Below are 17,732 nucleotides of genomic sequence, written 5' to 3'. Positions count from 1 at the left end.
CTGACACCTCCTATCGAACAGTATCAACAATGGCTCTAGCATTACCGTCGAGCTTAGTCACACTCGATACGACCCCGTTTTCGTTTACAACTATTAGCCACCGCTCGTACCCCGCCTCTCGAATCGCATCTCCCTCCTTACGCCCCAACGCGCTTTGTAATCTGGGGCCAATCCACGCATCACTCATCTGCCGGGCACTCGGATACCCCTCACTCCCCTTCGTAACCGGCAAACTACCCGGCGAAAACACGCCCCCCGTTCGATACTTGGTCTCGGTAATAATGAACGGCGGTGGCGGATGGGCATTACGATAGACGCCATCCAGCCCACGCCCGGTGGGTTTCATTTCCAGGCTGCGAGGCCCACGCGCGGCGGACAACAGGTTTTCATGGCCCTTGCCGAGCATGTACTGATCACTAACCACCTCCCCATAAATGCCCTTCTGCGCCCGCGTCGCCGTCGCGTGATCGAACACGTGCACATTGGCACCCTGCGCAGCGACTGTCGGCGACGTGGGCACGGGCGGGCCGAGCACACCTTCGGGGCGCTCAAGGTAACGCGGGCGCATGCCGATGCCAGAGGTCACCCGCCCACCACTCATGGCCATGGGCACCGGCTTTTGCGCATGCACCCCGGCTTGCGCAACCTGCGCGGGCAGGTCGCTGGCCTGCTCCAGAACCTTGGCCAGCCTGGCATCGAGCTGCATCAGCGCATGCGGGATTTCCCGCAAGGCATGCACCTGCACGGCGTAGAACTGCGCTTCCATGGCCTGCAACCGCACCAACAGGTGCGAGGCCGCCTGGTTGAACGGCCAGTTGCCAAGGTAGCTGCGAAGCTTTGCCGTTGCCGCGAGAACCTTGGTCAAAAACAGGTTCAGGTAGGCCAGCAAGTCCTTTTCATAGCTCGCGAACCTGACCTGGTGCAGCCAGAACTCCACGCTGCCGCGGGTGAACTTGCCGAGAAACGCAACCACTGTCTGCAGGATGACCTGACTTTCACGTATCAACAGCAAGCACAAACCACGCAAGAACGCTGCTGCTTCCTGCCCAACCAGTGCTCCTGCCACCGAGCCCACGGGCGTGCCCACAGCCCCCGCCACAGCACCGATGATCGGCGCGATCAAGGTCATCAGGCAGGCCACCAGCAACACCCACTCTTGCCATTCTGGCGGCTGCGGCGTTGCCTGGCTGCCGTCCGCCGCGTAGCGCTTGCCCAGGCGCAGGCACACCGCAGCCAGGTCGCGGGCACTGAGCACGATCACCACCCCCGGCACCAACGACAGCAGCATGTCGGCGATGACCACACTCAGTGGCCGCTCCTCGGCAAACTCGCCAAGCACCAGGTCACGCAGCCAGCCAAAGCCGTCGGCCACTTTTTCCACTGCTTCATCCAGCCAGTCAGCTGTCGAACTCATGGCTGGCCACCTGCCGAGGTGCAGCCGGCAAGCAATGCCTGCAAGGCAGTATCCAGCTCGGTAGCGGTCGTCAGCTGCAGCGGGCCAGGGCCAACTTCGTAGCGCACCTGGGCGCTGCAACCGGGGGTAACGCCAGCCAGGCGGGCATAGCCGTTCTGGTCGACCACGCCCTGGCGCTGGGTGCCATCGGACAACGTTGCCACGTAGGCCGTGCCCGCAATCGGCGTACCGTCGGCATGCACCAGGCGAAACTCGATTTCGTCCTGCTCGGGTGCAGGCGGCACTCCGTAACGTGCAGGCGCCTTGACCTGGGCGATGGCGTATAAAAGCAGTGGTTCGGGGCAACCGATTTCGATGCGGCCATCGCTCAGCTTGATAAAGGCCCCGCCGCAGCTCAGGGTCAGCGACGTTCGGCTGTCGATATGCACGTGGCCGTGATGACTGGTGATCGACACATCCTCATCGGCGTCGACCCGCAGTTGCCCGCCGACCTGCACGCGCTTGTCCAGCGCGACCTGCTCGGTGGCCTCAAGGCCGACCATTACACTTAGCCCCCCGCCAACGGCCAGCGACTTGCCCAGGCCAATGCTTTCGACTTTGCCAAGGGCGACCGTTTCGCGCTTGCTGGCGCCAACCGTGACGCTGCGGTTGCCACCTATGTCCACCACTTCGTCATGCTCGACGCGTTCGCTACGGTCATTGCCAATGAGCGTGGTTTCGTTGTGTTTCACAACATTGTTCTGGTCGCGCTCGGCATGAATGAACACTTCCTGCCGCCCCAGCTCGTCCTCGAAGCGCAACTCGTTGAAGCCATCGCCTTTATGGGTCTGGCTCTTGATGGTCATGCGGGTCTTGTGATCCGGAAGGTCGTACGGCGGCAGCTGGTCACCGCAATAGGTGCGCCCGGTGATCATCGGCTGGTCGGGGTCGCCATTGACGTACTGGACAATCACATCCTGGCCGATACGCGGGATGGCCATCGAACCCCAGCTGCCACCGGCCCAGCCTTGCGACACCCGTACCCAGCAGGAACTGAACTCGTTGTTCTTGCTCTCCCGGTCCCACGGGAAGCTGACCTTGACCCGCCCCCATTCGTCGCAATAGATCTCCTCACCAGGCGGGCCGACCACGGTGGCCATGTGTGGACCATCGATGCGTGGCTTGGCCATGGGGGCGGGCCGCCACTCGGCCATGCCCTGCACTAGCAGCGCATCGTTCACGTAGCGAGTGCCTTGTTCAGCGCCAGCAGCTTCTTCCTGCAGGCTGGTGAGCTGGGTACCTTCGTGACTCAGGCTGATCACGCGCCAGTGAACATTGAGGTCTTCCCGCGGGTGGCCGATTAGGGTGAAGCTCAGACCTGTCTGCAGGCGCACGTCGTCGCCCTGCACTTCGGCCAGGCATGCGTCGTGGCGCAGCGCCGTCAGCCGTGTTTCAGTGAAGGGCTTGCCCACCGCATCGCGCTTGTAGCGCCCCGGGTAATCAAAGCGCTCGTAGTCCAGTGCCTGGTGCGTGACGCCACTGGTCTGGGCCTTGTGCTCCTGCCGGTAGGCCGGGTTGGTGAAGGTGTAGTCGCGCTGCACTTGCCGCGCAGTACGTACCTGCTCGCAATAGCGCAAGCGCCGCAGGCAGGCGCGGGCCTGGTCGCCACCACTGCTGGCGTGGTACAGCACCTTGTCGGGGCCGACATCATCCTCATCCAGCCAAAGCGCCTCGTCTTCCCCTGCCTTGAGCGCGCCCCGGCTGAGCAGCCCAAACGACAGCAAGCGGTCGGTAACGATCAGCGTGTGCTGCCGGGCGCAGTGTTCGAAGCGGTAGACGAACCCCTCTTCAGCGGCAAGGCGATGGATGAAGTCGAGGTCGGTTTCACCCGCCTGGACACAAAACTCCCGCACCTGGTGCTGCGCGCTGCTTTTCAGCTCAAAGCGGGTGATGCCCTGACGCTTGAACATGAGTTCAAGAATCTGCGGCACGGTTTTGTGCTGAAAGATCCGCCAGTTCGAACGCAACCGCGCGCGGGCCAGCTGCGGCTCGACCACGGCGTGGTAGCGCGTGCGACAAAAGCCGGTTTCGCCCTGGCTGAAGGCACTGACCAAGCCATGCACATGACGCAGTGGCCGGTCTGCGCAATAAAGGGTGAATAACGCAGGCTTGTCGAGAACGTGGCCGAAGTCGATATCACTTTCGTAGCTGACAAGTTCCAGGTTCAGTACAAATGGCTGGTTGAGGGCTTCATCCAGCTTGAATGAAACCACTTCGAATTCCGTGCGCCCGGCGAGCGCCTGAAAACTGAAGCGAAAGTCAGACTGTTTCATGAGTTGCTCTACCCGCCATCATGTTTACCGGCGAAAAACAACCACACCCTGGCTTTCTTCAAGATGAGAATGTCGAACGAAATTGGCCTGCCACCAAGGTGCAAGCCCGCTAAATGCTTGGCATTGCGGGCTTCACCCCATGATGGCGATCAGGATGAGGCAGTGGATTGAGGAGCAACCTAAACCGTATCACCACGATAAGACAGGAACGGTGGGTTTAATATAAATAGAGATTCCGCAGGCAATTTCCTACAGCATGAACTTACAACTTTTTATCATGCGGTCCGTTTCCCTAACTGCCGACCCTGTAACTCAGATAATTACTCGAGCCAAACTTCTTGAACCGCTTGGATACTCGCCCCTGTGCAGGGCGTCGCACCGATATAGGACTGGGCACATCTGGACATGCACCCGCAGCCCCATTTGGCGGTACAAGCACGCACCAAAATAGTGCGCAACCGTCATGAATGGGGCATGCCGTTCGCCCCTCACTCTCTTCGCCAGCCATGCGTTCACATCCGCTTCCCATACGCCAACGTTTGCGTCTATTCCGCGGCATCTCAATGGTGACCAGTGGGTCACCTTTTTATCTATTTCTCTCCTACACTCAGGTTTCGGCCCGCCATTTGCTCAGTGGAAGAGTGACGAAAAAAGTCGAACTTTACGGAAAGCGGGCAGGTCAGGAACTAAGTAGGCCAAACGCAAAGGGACTTCCCAGCCACGGCCACCAACCCAACAGCCCAATCGCTTTCGGCCGGAACGCCGATCGCGCCGTGCGTGCGCGCACAACACTGGGGCATGGAACGCACTACACAGCATTCAGCAAGCAGAGAGAACCAGCACGAAACATCGCTACGGGTGCCAGCACCCGACCAAGCATAGGGACGGAGAGAAGTATGATCAGTGCCGCTGTCGAGCCTCACGTAGACGCTTTCAAACCGGATAACCGCGAGCCGCTCACCCCGGATTTCGCCACGACAGGCAAGGCACCCGGCGCCCAGCGCCAGCAAAACCCGAACATGCGCAAGATTCTGTTCGTGACCTCGGAAATCGCCGACCTGGTGAAAACCGGTGGCCTGGGTGACGTGTCCGCTGCCCTGCCCCGTGCCCTGGCGCACCTGCACGATGTGCGGGTCCTCATCCCCGGCTACCGCCAGGTGATGGAAAGCGACAACCCTATACATATCGTGGGTGAACTGGGCGGCCATGCGGCCCTGCCGCCCTGCAAGATCGGGCGCATGGACATGGCCGACGGCCTGGTCATCTATGTGTTGATCTGCCCCGAACTGTACCAGCGCGACGGCACACCCTATGGTGCCAACAATGGTCGCGACTGGCCTGACAACCACATTCGCTTCGCCCGCCTGGGCCTGGCTGCCGCCGAAATCGCTGCGGGCGAAGGCAAGATCCACTGGACGCCGGAAGTGGTGCACGCGCATGACTGGCCCGCCGGTCTGGCCCCGGCCTACATGCACTGGCGCGGCCTGAATACGCCCACACTGTTCACCATCCACAACCTGGCGTACCAAGGTGTGTACAGCCGCGGCTGCAGCCCGGAGCTGGCGATACCCGAACATGCCATGCAGCAAGAAGGCATGGAGTTCTACGGCAAGCTGTCGTTCCTCAAGGCCGGCCTGGCCTACTCCAGCCACATCACCACAGTCAGCGCCACCTATGCCCGGGAAATCACCACCCCGGAATTTGGCTGCGGCCTGGACGGTTTCCTCGCCAGCAAGGCCCAGCAAGGCCTGCTCGGTGGCATCCCCAACGGCATCGACGAAAGCTGGGACTCGGCTACCGACAAGCACCTGCAGCACAACTTCAGCATCAATGACTGGGAGGGCAAAGCGCGTAACACCCAGGAGGTGCGCGAGCTGTTCGGCCTGGACGATTCCGAAGGCCCGCTGTTCGCCGTGGTGTCGCGGCTGGTCTATCAAAAGGGCCTGGACCTGACCCTGGGCGTGGCCGACTACATCGTCGAGCAAGGCGGGCAGATCGCGATCATCGGCCGCGGCGAGCCGGAAGAGGAACAGGCCATGCGCGAGCTGGCGCTGCGCCACCCGGGCCGCATCGGTGTGCGTATCGGCTTCAATGAAACCGATGCCCGGCGCATGTTCGCCGGCAGCGATTTCCTGCTGATGCCATCCCGCTATGAGCCGTGCGGCCTCAGCCAGATGTACGCGCAACGCTTCGGCTCGCTGCCGGTAGCACGCAATACCGGTGGACTGGCCGACACCATCGAATGCGGCGTAACGGGCTTCCTGTTCAACGAGTCCACCGTCGAGAGCTACCGCGAGGCACTCAGCCGCGCCTTCTATGTTTACGGCAAGAAGGACCTGCTGAACGCCATGCGCTGCCTGTCGATGACCCAGCCGTTCAACTGGTGCCAGGCGGTTGAACCCTATGCCCGCCTGTACGAGGACCTGGTCAAGCAGACACAACTGAGCCATTACTGAGCGGGGGTCGGAAGATGCACAGACATGGCGCACACTTGCTGGACGCCACGTCGGCGCGCTTCGCCCTCTGGGCGCCGGATGCGCGCAGCGTGAGCGTGGAACTGGAGCGGCAGCCGGCCATCGAACTGCTGCCGGATGATGAGGGTTGGTACAGCGGCGTGGCGCCATGCCAGGCCGGTGACCGTTACCACTACCGTATCGACGGGGAGCTGCAGGTGGCCGACCCGGCCTCGCGCTACCAGCCCGACGGCGTACACGGGCCCAGCCAGGTAGTGGATGTGGCCGGTTACGCCTGGCAACACCCGTGGCAAGGCCGGCCTTGGCATGAGGCCGTGATCCAGGAGGTGCATGTCGGCCTGCTCGGGGGTTACGCCGGGGTTGCCCGGGAACTGCCGCGCCTGGCCGAACTGGGCATCAGCGCGATCGAGCTGATGCCGCTGGGGCAGTTCCCCGGCGAACGCAACTGGGGCTACGACGGCGTACTGCCATACGCCCCACAGAATACCTACGGCAGCCCCGAGCAGCTGTGCGCACTGGTCGACCAGGCCCACGGCCACGGGCTGATGGTGCTGGTCGATGTGGTGTACAACCACTTCGGCCCCGACGGCAATTACCTGCACCAGTACGCCAGCCCTTTCTTCCGTGAAGACCGGCAGACACCTTGGGGCGCGGCCATCGACTTTCGCCGCCCGCAGGTGCGCGAGTACTTTATCCAGAACGCCCTGATGTGGCTGTGCGACTACCGCTTCGACGGCCTGCGCCTGGATGCGGTGCATGCCATCGACCAGCCCGACTTCCTGATCGAGCTGGCCCAACGGGTGCGCGCCGCCGTAGAACCGGGCCGGCACGTGTGGCTGGTGCTGGAGAACGAGCACAACCAGGCGGGCCTGCTGGAACAGGGTTACGACGCCCAGTGGAACGATGACGGCCACAATGCCCTGCACGTGCTGCTGACCGGTGAAACCGAAGGGTACTATGCCGACTTCCAGCATCGCCCCATCGACCAACTGGCACGGTGCCTTGGCGAAGGTTTCGTGTTCCAGGGCCAGGCCAACCGGCATGGCAAACCACGCGGCGAACCCAGCGGGCATTTGCCGCCCAGCGCCTTCGTGTTGTTCCTGCAGAACCACGACCAGATCGGCAACCGCGCGCTGGGTGAGCGCCTGACCCGCCTATGCCCCGCGCCAGCCCTGCGTGCAGCCACCGGCCTGTTGCTGCTGGCCCCCATGATTCCGCTGCTGTTCATGGGCGACGAAGCCGGCAGTTGCCAGCCGTTCCTGTTTTTTACCGACTTCCATGACGCGCTGGCCGACGCGGTACGCGAAGGCCGTCGTGGCGAGTTCGCCCACTTCGCCGCGTTCGCCGACCCCGAGCAGCGTGAGCACATTCCCGACCCCAACGCCGAACAGACCTTCGCCTCTTCACGCCCGCAGAACAAGGCGGTGATCGCCGGCTGGCACGGCCTTTACCAGCAACTGCTCGACCTGCGCCGCCGCCACATCATCCCGCACTTGCCCGGTAGCCGTGCGCTGGGCGCCGAGGTGCACGCTGACAAAGCGCTGACCGCGCGCTGGCAGCTGGGCAACGGCAACACTCTGCGCATCGACCTGAACCTGGCCGACACCCCGCAGGCGGTCGAACTGCCCGCGCCATCCACACGGCTGTTTGACAGCAGCGACACCCGACACCCGGATACCCACCTGGCTGCCTACAGCTGTGTGGTCAGCCTGCTTCCCCCTGCCCAGGAGCACCCATGAGCGAAACCGCCCTGCACCGTCTGGCATCCAGCGTCGGGCTGAGCCGCGACTGGATCGACGCCAATGCCAGGCCCCAGCGTGTCAGCGACGACGTGCTGCGCAACATCCTCGAAGGCCTTGGCCACCCGGCCGGCGATGACGCGGCCGTTGCCGCCAGCCTGCGTGCGGTGGAAACCGCCGAAGACAGCGAACACCTGCCGCCCTTGCTGACCGCCGACGTAGGCCAGCCGCTAGCGCTATCGCGCTACTTCAGTGCCGCCAGCGTGGCCCACTGCACCCTGGAAGATCACACCTCTGTCACCCTCAGCCTCGATGACCAGGCGCGCCTGCCCGGCGAGCTGCCCATCGGCTATCACCAGGTGGAAATCGACAGCCGCCGCTTCACCGTGGCGGTGGCGCCAACACGCTGCCACAGCCTGGAAGACAAGGTGCAACAGCCGCCACCACGCTGCTGGGGCCTGGCAGTGCAGCTGTACAGCCTGCGCCGCCCCGGCGATGGGGGCTTCGGCGACTGCCTGGCGCTGGAGCAGTTGGCGCGCTCGGCCGCCGAGCGCGGCGCCGATGCCTTGGCTATCAGCCCGATTCACGCCCTGTCGGCCATCGACCAGGAACACTACAGCCCCTACTCACCTTCCAGTCGCCTGCTGCTCAACACCCTGTACACCAGCCCTGCGGCCCTGCTGGGTGAACGGGAGGTGCGCATGGCCATCGAAGCCTGCGGGCTGGAGCAACAACTCGAAGAGCTGGAGCAGCGCCCTCTGGTCGACTGGCCACGCGCCGCCAGCGCCCGGCTGCGTTTGCTTGAAGCGCTTTACCAAGGCTTCAGCCACGGCGACCACCCGCTACGCACAGATTTTGACAGCTTCCGCGAAGCCGGCGGCCAGACCCTGGAGCACCACTGCCGCTTCGAGGTGCTGCAGGCCCAGGCAGTGGAGCGCGGCCTCGGGGCCGACTGGCGCAACTGGCCCAAAGCCTGGCACGACCCCTACCACCCGGAAGTGGAGGCTTTAGCCAATGCCTACCCGGCCAAGGTCGAGTTCCACGCCTTCTGCCAGTGGTTGACCGAACGTGGCCTGCAACGCGCCCAGGAAGCGGCCCGCAGCAACGGCATGGCCGTGGGCCTGATCGCCGACCTGGCGGTGGGTGCCGACGGTGCCGGCAGCCAGGCCTGGAGCCGCCAGGACGAACTGCTGGCCGGTCTGAGCGTGGGTGCGCCGCCCGACATCCTCAACCACGTCGGGCAGGATTGGGGCATTTGCGCCTTCTCGCCCGAGGGCCTCAAGCGCAATGGCTATCGCGCCTTCATCGAGATGCTGCGGGCCAACCTCGCCCACGCTGGCGGCCTGCGCATCGACCATGTGATGGGCCTGCGCCGGCTATGGCTGATCCCGCAGGGGGCCAAACCCAGCGAAGGCGCCTACCTCGACTACCCGCTAGACGACCTGTTGCGCCTGCTGGCGCTGGAGTCGGTGCGTCACCAGGCGATCATCCTCGGCGAAGACCTGGGCACCGTGCCCGACAGCCTGCGCGAAAAGCTGGCCGAGAAAGCGGTGCTGGGCATGCGCGTGCTGCCGTTCGAGCAGACCCAGCCGGGCCAGTTCAAGCCCATTCTCGACTGGCCGGACAATGCCCTGGCCACCACCGGCACCCACGACCTGGCGCCACTGGCCGGCTGGCTGGCAAACCGCGACATCGACTGGAGACACCGCTTGCAACTGATTGATGCTGCTGCCGAATTGCACTGGCGACACGAGCGTCAGATAGAACGCGAAGGCCTGCGCCGCATCCTGGAGGCCAACTACGGCGAACTGAAGGACAACGACGCGCTGATCGATGCGGCCATCCGCTTCGTTGGCCATACCCGTGCGCCGCTGGTGCTGGTACCGCTGGAAGACCTGCTGGGCTGCGACGAGCAACCCAACCTGCCGGGCACCACCAATGGCCATCCCAACTGGCGGCGGCGCTTTGCCCGTCCGGTACGCGAACTGCTCGACGACGAAGATGCCGCACGGCGCCTGGAGCTGCTGGCCCAGGCCCGCGAGCAGGCGTGGGAGCGTGACCGATGAAGCCACTGACCGCGACCCTGCGCCTGCAATTCCACAGCGACTTCACCCTCGACCACGCTGTGCCGCTGGTGCCGTATTTCGCCCAGCTGGGCATCAGCCACCTGTATGCCTCGCCCATCCTCAAGGCCCGCGCTGGCTCGCGCCATGGCTACGACGTGGTCGATCCTACCTGCGTCAACCCGGAGCTGGGCGGCGAGGCCGCGCTGGAGCGCCTGGTTGCCGCCCTGCGCCAGCATGGCATGGGGCTGATCCTCGACACGGTGTCCAACCACATGGCCGTGGGCGGTGCCGACAACCCCTGGTGGCAAAGCCTGCTGGCCTGGGGACGGCGCAGCCCGTATGCAGAGTTCTTCGACATCCAGTGGCACTCCAGCGACCCACTGCTGGCCGGGCAACTGCTGTTGCCGTTCCTCGGCAGCGACTACGGCGTGGCGCTCAAGAATGGCGAGATACCGCTGCAGTTCGACAAACAGCAGGGGCTGCTGCAAGTGGCCCATTACGCGCATCGTTTCCCGATCTGCCCGGTCGATTACGGCTGGATTCTCGCGCTCAGCCCGGAACCTGCACTCAAGGTGCTGGCCGAGCGCTTCACGGCATTGGGCGACTCGTCCACCCCGCTGGCCGATAGCCTGCCGCTCCAAGCCGAACTGGCACGCCTGGTGCGCGAAGGTGCCGACCTCGAATCGGCCCTGGTGGCATTCGACAGCCGCAGCGAGGCCGGTTTCAAGCGCCTGCACCTGCTGCTGGAGCGCCAGACCTACCGCCTGGCCAGCTGGCGTACTGCTGCCGACGACATCAACTGGCGGCGCTTCTTCGACATCAACGAATTGGGCGGCCTGCGCGTGGAGCGCGCCGTGGTGTTCGAAGCCACCCATGCCAAGCTGTTCGAACTGATCGAACGCGGCCTGGTGGACGGCCTGCGCATCGACCATATCGACGGCCTTGCCGACCCGCGTGGCTACTGCCGCAAACTGCGCCGGCGGGTTGATAACCTGCTGGCGCGGCGGCCGCTGAATGCAGGGCTGGAGCACTTCCCCCTGTACGTGGAAAAGATCCTGGGTGCCGACGAGCACCTGCACCGCGACTGGCTTACCGACGGCACCACCGGCTACGAGTTCATGAACCAGGTGTCGCTGCTGCAGCATGATCCGGCCGGCGAAGCACCGCTGAGCGAACTGTGGAGCAACGTCAGCGAGCGCCCGGACTTCCCTGAAGAAGTGCGCCAGGCCCGTCACCTGGTGCTCAACGCCAGCCTGGCCGGTGACTGCGAGTCGGTGGCCCAGGCACTGTTGCAGGTGGCGCGCAACGACCTGATGACCCGTGACCTGACCCTGGGCGCGATTCGCCGGGCCTTGCAGGCGTTGGTGGCGCATTACCCGGTTTACCGAACCTACTTCAATGCCTGCGGGCGCCCGGCGCAGGACGAAACGTTCTTCCAGCAGGCCCTGACCAATGCCCGGCAAGACCTTGCCGAAGCTGACTGGCCGCTACTGGACCAACTTGAACGGTGGCTGGGCGGGCAAGCCTGGCGGCATCTGCCACCGGGGCGCGCCCGCAAGCAACTGCGCCACGCCTGCGTGCGCTTCCAGCAACTGACTGCGCCCAGCGCCGCCAAAGCCGTGGAAGACACCGCCTTCTACCGCAGCGCGCGGCTGCTGTCGCGTAACGACGTGGGTTTCGAGGCAGAGCGCTTCAGCGCACCCCCCATGCATTTCCACAACGAGGCCCAGCGGCGCCTGCGCGATTTCCCCGACAACCTGCTGACCACCGCAACCCACGACCACAAGCGCGGCGAAGACACGCGTGCACGCCTGGCCGTACTCAGCGAGCGCGGCACGTGGCTGGCCAGCCGGGTGGAGCACTGGCGTGAGCTGGCAGCCCCCCTGCGCGCGCAGTTGGACGACGGGCTGGCACCCAGCCCCGGCGACGAGTTGATGCTGCTACAAACCCTGCTCGGCAGTTGGCCCTTGGACCTCGACCTGAACGACGACAATGCCCTGCGTCAATACGCCGAGCGTGTTCGCCAGTGGCAGCAGAAGGCCCTGCGCGAGGCCAAGCTGCGCAGTAGCTGGAGCGCGCCGAACGAGGCCTACGAAGGCGCCTGCGCTCATTACCTCGACGGCCTGCTGCTGGACAGCGAGAACCAGCAACTGCGCAAGTCGCTGGCCGACGCGGCGCAGCTGCTGGCCTGCCCCGGCGCTCTCAATGGCCTGGTCCAGGCCTTGTTGCGCATGACCACACCCGGTGTGCCCGACCTGTACCAGGGTAACGAATACTGGGACTTCAGCCTGGTCGACCCGGACAACCGCCGCGCCGTGGACTACGCTTCGAGGCGTCGCACGCTGGACGACGCCACACCGGCCGCCGAGCTGCTGGCGCACTGGCGCGACGGCCGTGTCAAACAGGCCTTGATTGCCCGGGTGCTGGACTGCCGCCAGGCCCATGCCGAGCTGTTCCGCCGCGGTGCCTACCTGCCACTGACCGTACAGGGCCGGCACGCTGACAAGGTCATTGCCTTTGCTCGCCTGGGGGAAGGCGAGCACGCCATCGTCGTCGCCCCGCGCCTGGCCAGCAGCCTGCTCGGAGGTGCCGCTACACCGTTGATCCCGGCGCAGAACTGGGACGACACCCGGCTGGTATTGCCGTTTGCCTTGTCACCTGCCAACTCGACGGGACTTTTCGCCTGTGCGGCGGTCAGCTCTTCAAAGGAGTTGCCGTTGAGCGCCGTGCTGGCGGAATTTCCGGTCAACGTGTTGATACAACAATCTTGAGCATCAGGAGCGTCATGATGAGTGTCGATGAAAAGCGTATTCGCGAATTTGCCTACCAGATCTGGGAATCCGAAGGTAAGCCCGTAGGGGAAGAAGAACGCCACTGGGAAATGGCCCGCAAGCTGGCCGAGGCCGAAGCGCTGGCGCCCAAGGCAGCCCCGCGCAAGAAAGCAGCGGCCAAGCCGAAGGCACCTGCCGAACCCAAGGCGGCTGCCCTGCCGGGGGTTAAACCCGCTGTGGTGAAAAAGCCCCGGGCGGTGAAAAAGCCTACTGCCAGTTAAACCTGTCCTGGCCTCTTCGCGGGTAAACCCGCTCCTACAGGCACCTGTGATGAACCTGTAGGCGCGGGTTTACCCGCGAAGAGGCCCATGCAGGACAGCCCGATTCCCCTTCCATCACGGCCACTCGAGGATCGTCATGAGCCCCCGCACCCCAAAGAAAACCCGCTCGGTCGCACCATCGCGCATTCGCGAAGGCATGCCCTTCCCCCTCGGCGCCACCTGGGATGGCCTTGGGGTCAACTTCGCTCTCTTCTCGGCCAACGCCACCAAGGTCGAGCTGTGCCTGTTCGACTCCACCGGCGAGCAGGAACTCGAGCGCATAGAGCTGCCCGAATACACCGATGAGATCTACCATGGCTACCTCCCCGACGCTCACCCCGGCCTGGTCTATGGCTACCGGGTGTATGGCCCCTACGAGCCGGAAAACGGCCACCGCTTCAACCCCAACAAACTGCTGATCGACCCGTATGCCAAGCAACTGGTCGGCAGCCTGAAATGGTCCGAGGCACTGTTCGGCTACACCATCGGCCACCCCGATGGTGACCTTTCGTTCGACGAGCGCGACAGCGCGCCTTTCGTGCCCAAATGCAAGGTCATCGACCCGGCGTTCACCTGGGGCCGCGACCAGCGCGTGCAGATCCCATGGGAGCGCACGATCATCTATGAAGCGCATGCCCGCGGCATCAGCATGCGCCACCCGGCTGTGCCTGAAGAACTGCGCGGCACCTTCGCCGGCCTGGCCAACGACGAGTTGCTCAAACACATCAAGGACCTTGGCGTGTCGAGCATCGAGCTGCTGCCGATTCACGCCTTCGTCAACGACCAGCACCTGCTGGACAAGGGCCTGAACAACTACTGGGGCTACAACAGCATCGCCTTTTTCGCCCCGCACCCGCGCTACCTGGCCAGCGGCAAGATCGCCGAGTTCAAGGAGATGGTCGCGCACCTGCACGACGCCGGGCTTGAGGTGATCCTGGACGTGGTCTACAACCACACCGCCGAAGGCAACGAGCGCGGCCCGACCCTGTCGATGCGCGGCATCGACAACGCCTCGTACTACCGCCTGATGCCGGACGACAAGCGCTACTACATCAACGACTCCGGCACCGGCAACACCCTGGACCTGAGCCACCCCTGCGTGCTGCAGTTGGTCACCGACTCGCTTCGCTACTGGGCCGGCGAAATGCACGTGGACGGCTTTCGCTTCGACCTGGCGACCATCCTTGGCCGTTACCACGATGGCTACAGCGAGCGTCATGGCTTCCTGGTCGCCTGCCGCCAGGACCCGATGCTGAGCCAGGTCAAGCTGATTGCCGAACCGTGGGATTGCGGCCCCGGCGGCTACCAGGTGGGCAACTTCGCCCCGGGCTGGGCGGAATGGAACGACCGCTTCCGCGATACCGCACGCGCCTTCTGGAAAGGCGACGAAGGCCAGCTGGCCGATTTTGCCGCGCGCTTGACCGCCTCGGGCGACATGTTCAACAACCGCGGGCGCAGGCCCTATTCCTCGGTCAACTTCATCACCGCCCACGACGGTTTCACCCTGCGCGACCTGGTGTCCTACAACCACAAGCACAACGAAGACAACGACGAAAACAACCAGGACGGCACCGACAACAACCTGTCGTGGAACTGCGGCGTCGAAGGGCCGACCGACGACCCGGCGATCAATGCCCTGCGCATGCGCCAGATGCGCAACTACTTCGCCACCTTGCTGCTGGCCCAGGGCACGCCAATGATCGTTGCCGGCGACGAGTTCAGCCGCACCCAGCACGGCAACAACAACGCTTACTGCCAGGACAGCGAGATCGGCTGGGTGAACTGGGACCTGGACGAGGAAGGCCAAGAGCTGCTGGCCTTCGTCAAGCGCCTGACGCGCCTGCGCCTGGCCTACCCGGTGCTGCGCCGCTCGCGCTTTCTGGTGGGTGACTACAATGAGGCAATTGGGGTCAAGGACGTGACCTGGCTGGCACCCGATGGCAGCGAGATGAGCGTTGAGCAATGGGAAGACCCGCACGGGCGCTGCCTGGGCATGCTGATAGATGGCCGGGCCCAGGTCAGCGGTATCGCCCGGCCAGGTGCCGAGGCCACCGTGTTGCTGATCGTCAATGCCCACCATGACATCGTGCCATTCAAGCTACCGGCCGTGCCCGAAGGCGATTACTGGAGCTGCCTGGTCGATACCGACCGGCCGGAGTTGCGCAAGGGGCAGCACCTGCAGTTCGACAGTACGTTCGAGGTGAAGGGTCGGTCGATGCTGCTGATGGTGTTGCAGTACGACGAGGAGTGAACGGTGATAGCCCGGGCAGGTCCTACGTTGTGATCGCCACGCCAAACCCGGTGGGAACGGTGTACCGGCCCCCACAGGGTTTGGCGGCGACAGTGAGGCAGGGTTAACTTCAGGAGGAATCGTGAGCCTCGAAGCCGGCAGTAATGGTTTCGCCAGCGTCAGCCAGGCCCCGGCCGTGAAACGCCTGCGGGTACTGACGGTGAATACCCACAAGGGCTTCACCGCCTTCAACCGGCGCTTTATCTTGCCGGAGCTGCGCGAGGCGGTGCGCAGTACACAGGCCGACATTGTCTTCCTTCAGGAAGTGCTCGGCAGCCACGATCGCCACGCCGCGCGCTACCCCGGCTGGCCACAGACCTCGCAGTACGAATTCCTCGCCGACAGCATGTGGAGCGACTTTGCCTATGGCCGCAACGCGGTCTACCCTGACGGCCACCACGGCAATGCGTTGCTGTCCAAATACCCGATCATCGAGCACCGCAACCTGGACGTGTCGATCACCGGCCCCGAACGCCGCGGCCTGTTGCACTGTGTGCTGGAGGTGCCGGGGCAAGGCCAGGTGCATGCGGTCTGCGTGCACCTGTCGTTGCTGGAAAGCCACCGGCAAAAGCAGCTGCAGTTGCTGCGTAAACTGCTGGACGCCCTGCCTGCCAACGCCCCGGTGATCATCGCCGGCGACTTCAACGACTGGAAAAGCCACGGCAACCGCACCCTTGGCCTGCAACGCGACTTGCACGAAGCCTTCGAACGCCACCACGGCCACCTCGCGCGCACCTATCCTGCCCGCCTGCCGCTGCTACGCCTGGACCGCATATACCTGCGTAACGCCGAAAGCCATGGGCCGCGGATTCTGGGGCACAAACCTTGGTCGCACCTGTCAGATCACCTGCCGCTGGCCGTTGAAGTGCGACTTTAGCAATCATTCTTCATAGCCACGGCACGGCAAATAGCGATCCCCGCTATACCCTGCTGTTTTTACCGATAAAACAACAGGTTGAGCGTTACGACGCACCCTGAACACTTCCTTCACGCTTTCTTGACGCAAGCGGCGACCTCTCCTTAGCTGAACAGTACCAAGCTGTAAAAAACTTGCGCCGGGCCTCTAGCTCGCGCCTTCGTGCGCGCTTGCGATAACTGGCGTGCTGGTTTGGGTCGCCCACTGTTTTTGCCGTACAGCTCGTGACAACAGGCCAGGTTCTCGGGCTGCACCACAAAAACAAAGGAGATCCGCCATGAAAAGCACCTCGAACCCCTCGCGCTTCGACAGCATTTTCTACGCGGTTTCCACGTCGCTGCTTCTGGCAACCCCAGTGGAAACGATCGCGTACGAACTGCAGGGTGACCCCACTTCCCCCGGCTATCTGCAGCAACCCGTGGCGGCGCAACTGTCGCTCGACCCGCTCAGTGCCAGTGGGTTGAGTCTCGGCACCCTCAATGCGTTTTCGCAGCAGATGAGCGAACGCCACCAGCAGCCGGCACCGGACCTGATTGCCAGTCAGTGGGCGCAGTTCTTCCCCACCAGTGCGCGCGGCCGCGCGCTGCCCCCAGCACAGCTGGAGGCGCCCAGCCAGCAACTGATGATCGGCCCGGACCTGTTCGTGCGTGAAACTGCAGCGGGCGATGTGCACCGCGCAGGGATTTTCGTGGGGCACAACAACCTGCAAAGCAGCTTCAAAGGCGCGCGCCCTCTGCTGGGCGACAAGCAGCGCAAAGCGGTGAACTTGAGCGGTGAAAGCCTGGGGGTGTACTGGAGCATGACCCATGAACAGGGTTGGCATCTGGATGCCGTGGCCATGGGCTCGCGGATCGACGTGATGGGCCGTGGCGAAAACGGCCAGCGCCTGGACGACAGTGGCCACGCAATGACCTTCTCGGTAGAGGGCGGTTACCCGATCCGCCTGAGTGGCAACTGGGTCATCGAGCCCCAGGCACAGTTGATCAACCAGCAGTTCTTCCCTGGCAACCAGGTGCAGGAGGAGACCCTGCAAGCCTTCGACAGCCAGCCGAGCTGGAGCGGCCGGGTCGGTGCCAAGTTGTCCGGGCGCTACGAAGTGCGCGGCATGCCCATCGAACCCTATGTGCGGACCAACGTGTGGTATGACTTCAGCAATGCCGATGAGGTGAAGCTGGACCAGGTCGACAAGATCTCCAGCTCGCGCTATTCGACCACGGTGGAGTTGGGCTTGGGGCTGGTGGCGCGGGTGACGCCTTCGGTGGCGTTGTTCGTCAGCGCCGATTACAGCAGTGATGTGGATGACAATGACCTGAACGGGCTGATTGGCAGCCTTGGGGTGCGGATGCGGTGGTAGGCAGGGCCGGCCTCTTCGCGGGTAAACCCGCTCCTACACGGGCCACCGCCGGGTGCGGTAGCTGCGTAGGAGCGGG

General features: G+C 64.0%; 10 protein-coding genes. 8 read left to right on the top strand and 2 right to left on the bottom strand.

Annotation, left to right across the window (positions count from 1 at the left end):
* Window positions 1-10: 10 nt before the first annotated feature.
* Both V7787_RS01685 and V7787_RS01680 read right to left on the bottom strand, forming a co-directional pair.
* Window positions 11-1,414, bottom strand: a complete 1,404-nt coding sequence (locus V7787_RS01685) for a hypothetical protein (RefSeq protein WP_129931995.1) — start codon at window positions 1,412-1,414, stop codon at window positions 11-13.
* The gene (locus V7787_RS01680) at window positions 1,411-3,726 is read right to left on the bottom strand and encodes a type VI secretion system Vgr family protein (protein ID WP_336085139.1); all 2,316 of its coding nucleotides are present in this window, start codon (window positions 3,724-3,726) and stop codon (window positions 1,411-1,413) included. The genes V7787_RS01685 and V7787_RS01680 overlap by 4 nt, the downstream gene beginning before the upstream one ends.
* 896 nt (window positions 3,727-4,622) lie before the next feature.
* Here V7787_RS01680 and glgA point away from each other — a divergent pair.
* The 8 genes from glgA (at window position 4,623) to V7787_RS01640 (ending at window position 17,656) form a co-directional block, all read left to right on the top strand.
* Window positions 4,623-6,182 carry a glycogen synthase GlgA gene (gene glgA, locus V7787_RS01675; RefSeq protein WP_012051800.1) on the top strand — a complete coding sequence of 520 codons (1,560 nt, stop codon included), beginning with the start codon at window positions 4,623-4,625 and terminating at the stop codon, window positions 6,180-6,182.
* Window positions 6,183-6,196: 14 nt separating this feature from the next.
* A complete protein-coding gene (gene treZ, locus V7787_RS01670; protein WP_064491944.1) occupies window positions 6,197-7,939 on the top strand; it encodes a malto-oligosyltrehalose trehalohydrolase in 1,743 nt (580 codons plus the stop codon).
* Complete coding sequence (gene malQ / locus V7787_RS01665) at window positions 7,936-10,005, top strand: 4-alpha-glucanotransferase (RefSeq protein ID WP_336085134.1); 2,070 nt, start codon at window positions 7,936-7,938, stop codon at window positions 10,003-10,005. The genes treZ and malQ overlap by 4 nt, the downstream gene beginning before the upstream one ends.
* Window positions 10,002-12,776, top strand: coding sequence for a malto-oligosyltrehalose synthase (locus V7787_RS01660; protein ID WP_129931998.1), 2,775 nt, complete (start codon window positions 10,002-10,004; stop codon window positions 12,774-12,776). Before malQ ends, V7787_RS01660 begins: the two co-directional genes overlap by 4 nt.
* Before the next feature lie 14 nt (window positions 12,777-12,790).
* On the top strand, window positions 12,791-13,057 hold the full coding sequence (locus V7787_RS01655; protein ID WP_064491947.1) for a DUF2934 domain-containing protein: 267 nt from the start codon (window positions 12,791-12,793) through the stop codon (window positions 13,055-13,057).
* 136 nt (window positions 13,058-13,193) lie between these two features.
* Window positions 13,194-15,347 carry a glycogen debranching protein GlgX gene (gene glgX / locus V7787_RS01650; RefSeq protein ID WP_010954850.1) on the top strand — a complete coding sequence of 718 codons (2,154 nt, stop codon included), beginning with the start codon at window positions 13,194-13,196 and terminating at the stop codon, window positions 15,345-15,347.
* A gap of 121 nt (window positions 15,348-15,468) precedes the next feature.
* Window positions 15,469-16,263, top strand: a complete 795-nt coding sequence (locus V7787_RS01645) for an endonuclease/exonuclease/phosphatase family protein (RefSeq protein ID WP_003251297.1) — start codon at window positions 15,469-15,471, stop codon at window positions 16,261-16,263.
* Window positions 16,264-16,579: 316 nt separating this feature from the next.
* Window positions 16,580-17,656 (top strand): autotransporter domain-containing protein, encoded by a 1,077-nt coding sequence (locus tag V7787_RS01640; protein ID WP_064491948.1) that lies wholly within the window; start codon window positions 16,580-16,582, stop codon window positions 17,654-17,656.
* The last annotated feature ends 76 nt before the right edge of the window (window positions 17,657-17,732 follow it).

This window comes from Pseudomonas sp. CGJS7, from assembly GCF_036961695.1.
This window is presented reverse-complemented; position numbering and strand designations above follow the sequence as displayed.

Bases quoted from the DNA above. Each gene is read 5' to 3' on its own strand.
- V7787_RS01685 (WP_129931995.1), bottom strand. From the start codon at position 1,414: ATGAGTTCGACAGCTGACTGGCTGGATGAAGCAGTGGAAAAAGTGGCC.
- V7787_RS01680 (WP_336085139.1), bottom strand. From the start codon at position 3,726: ATGAAACAGTCTGACTTTCGCTTCAGTTTTCAGGCGCTCGCCGGGCGC.
- glgA (WP_012051800.1), top strand. From the start codon at position 4,623: ATGATCAGTGCCGCTGTCGAGCCTCACGTAGACGCTTTCAAACCGGAT.
- treZ (WP_064491944.1), top strand. From the start codon at position 6,197: ATGCACAGACATGGCGCACACTTGCTGGACGCCACGTCGGCGCGCTTC.
- malQ (WP_336085134.1), top strand. From the start codon at position 7,936: ATGAGCGAAACCGCCCTGCACCGTCTGGCATCCAGCGTCGGGCTGAGC.
- V7787_RS01660 (WP_129931998.1), top strand. From the start codon at position 10,002: ATGAAGCCACTGACCGCGACCCTGCGCCTGCAATTCCACAGCGACTTC.
- V7787_RS01655 (WP_064491947.1), top strand. From the start codon at position 12,791: ATGATGAGTGTCGATGAAAAGCGTATTCGCGAATTTGCCTACCAGATC.
- glgX (WP_010954850.1), top strand. From the start codon at position 13,194: ATGAGCCCCCGCACCCCAAAGAAAACCCGCTCGGTCGCACCATCGCGC.
- V7787_RS01640 (WP_064491948.1), top strand. From the start codon at position 16,580: ATGAAAAGCACCTCGAACCCCTCGCGCTTCGACAGCATTTTCTACGCG.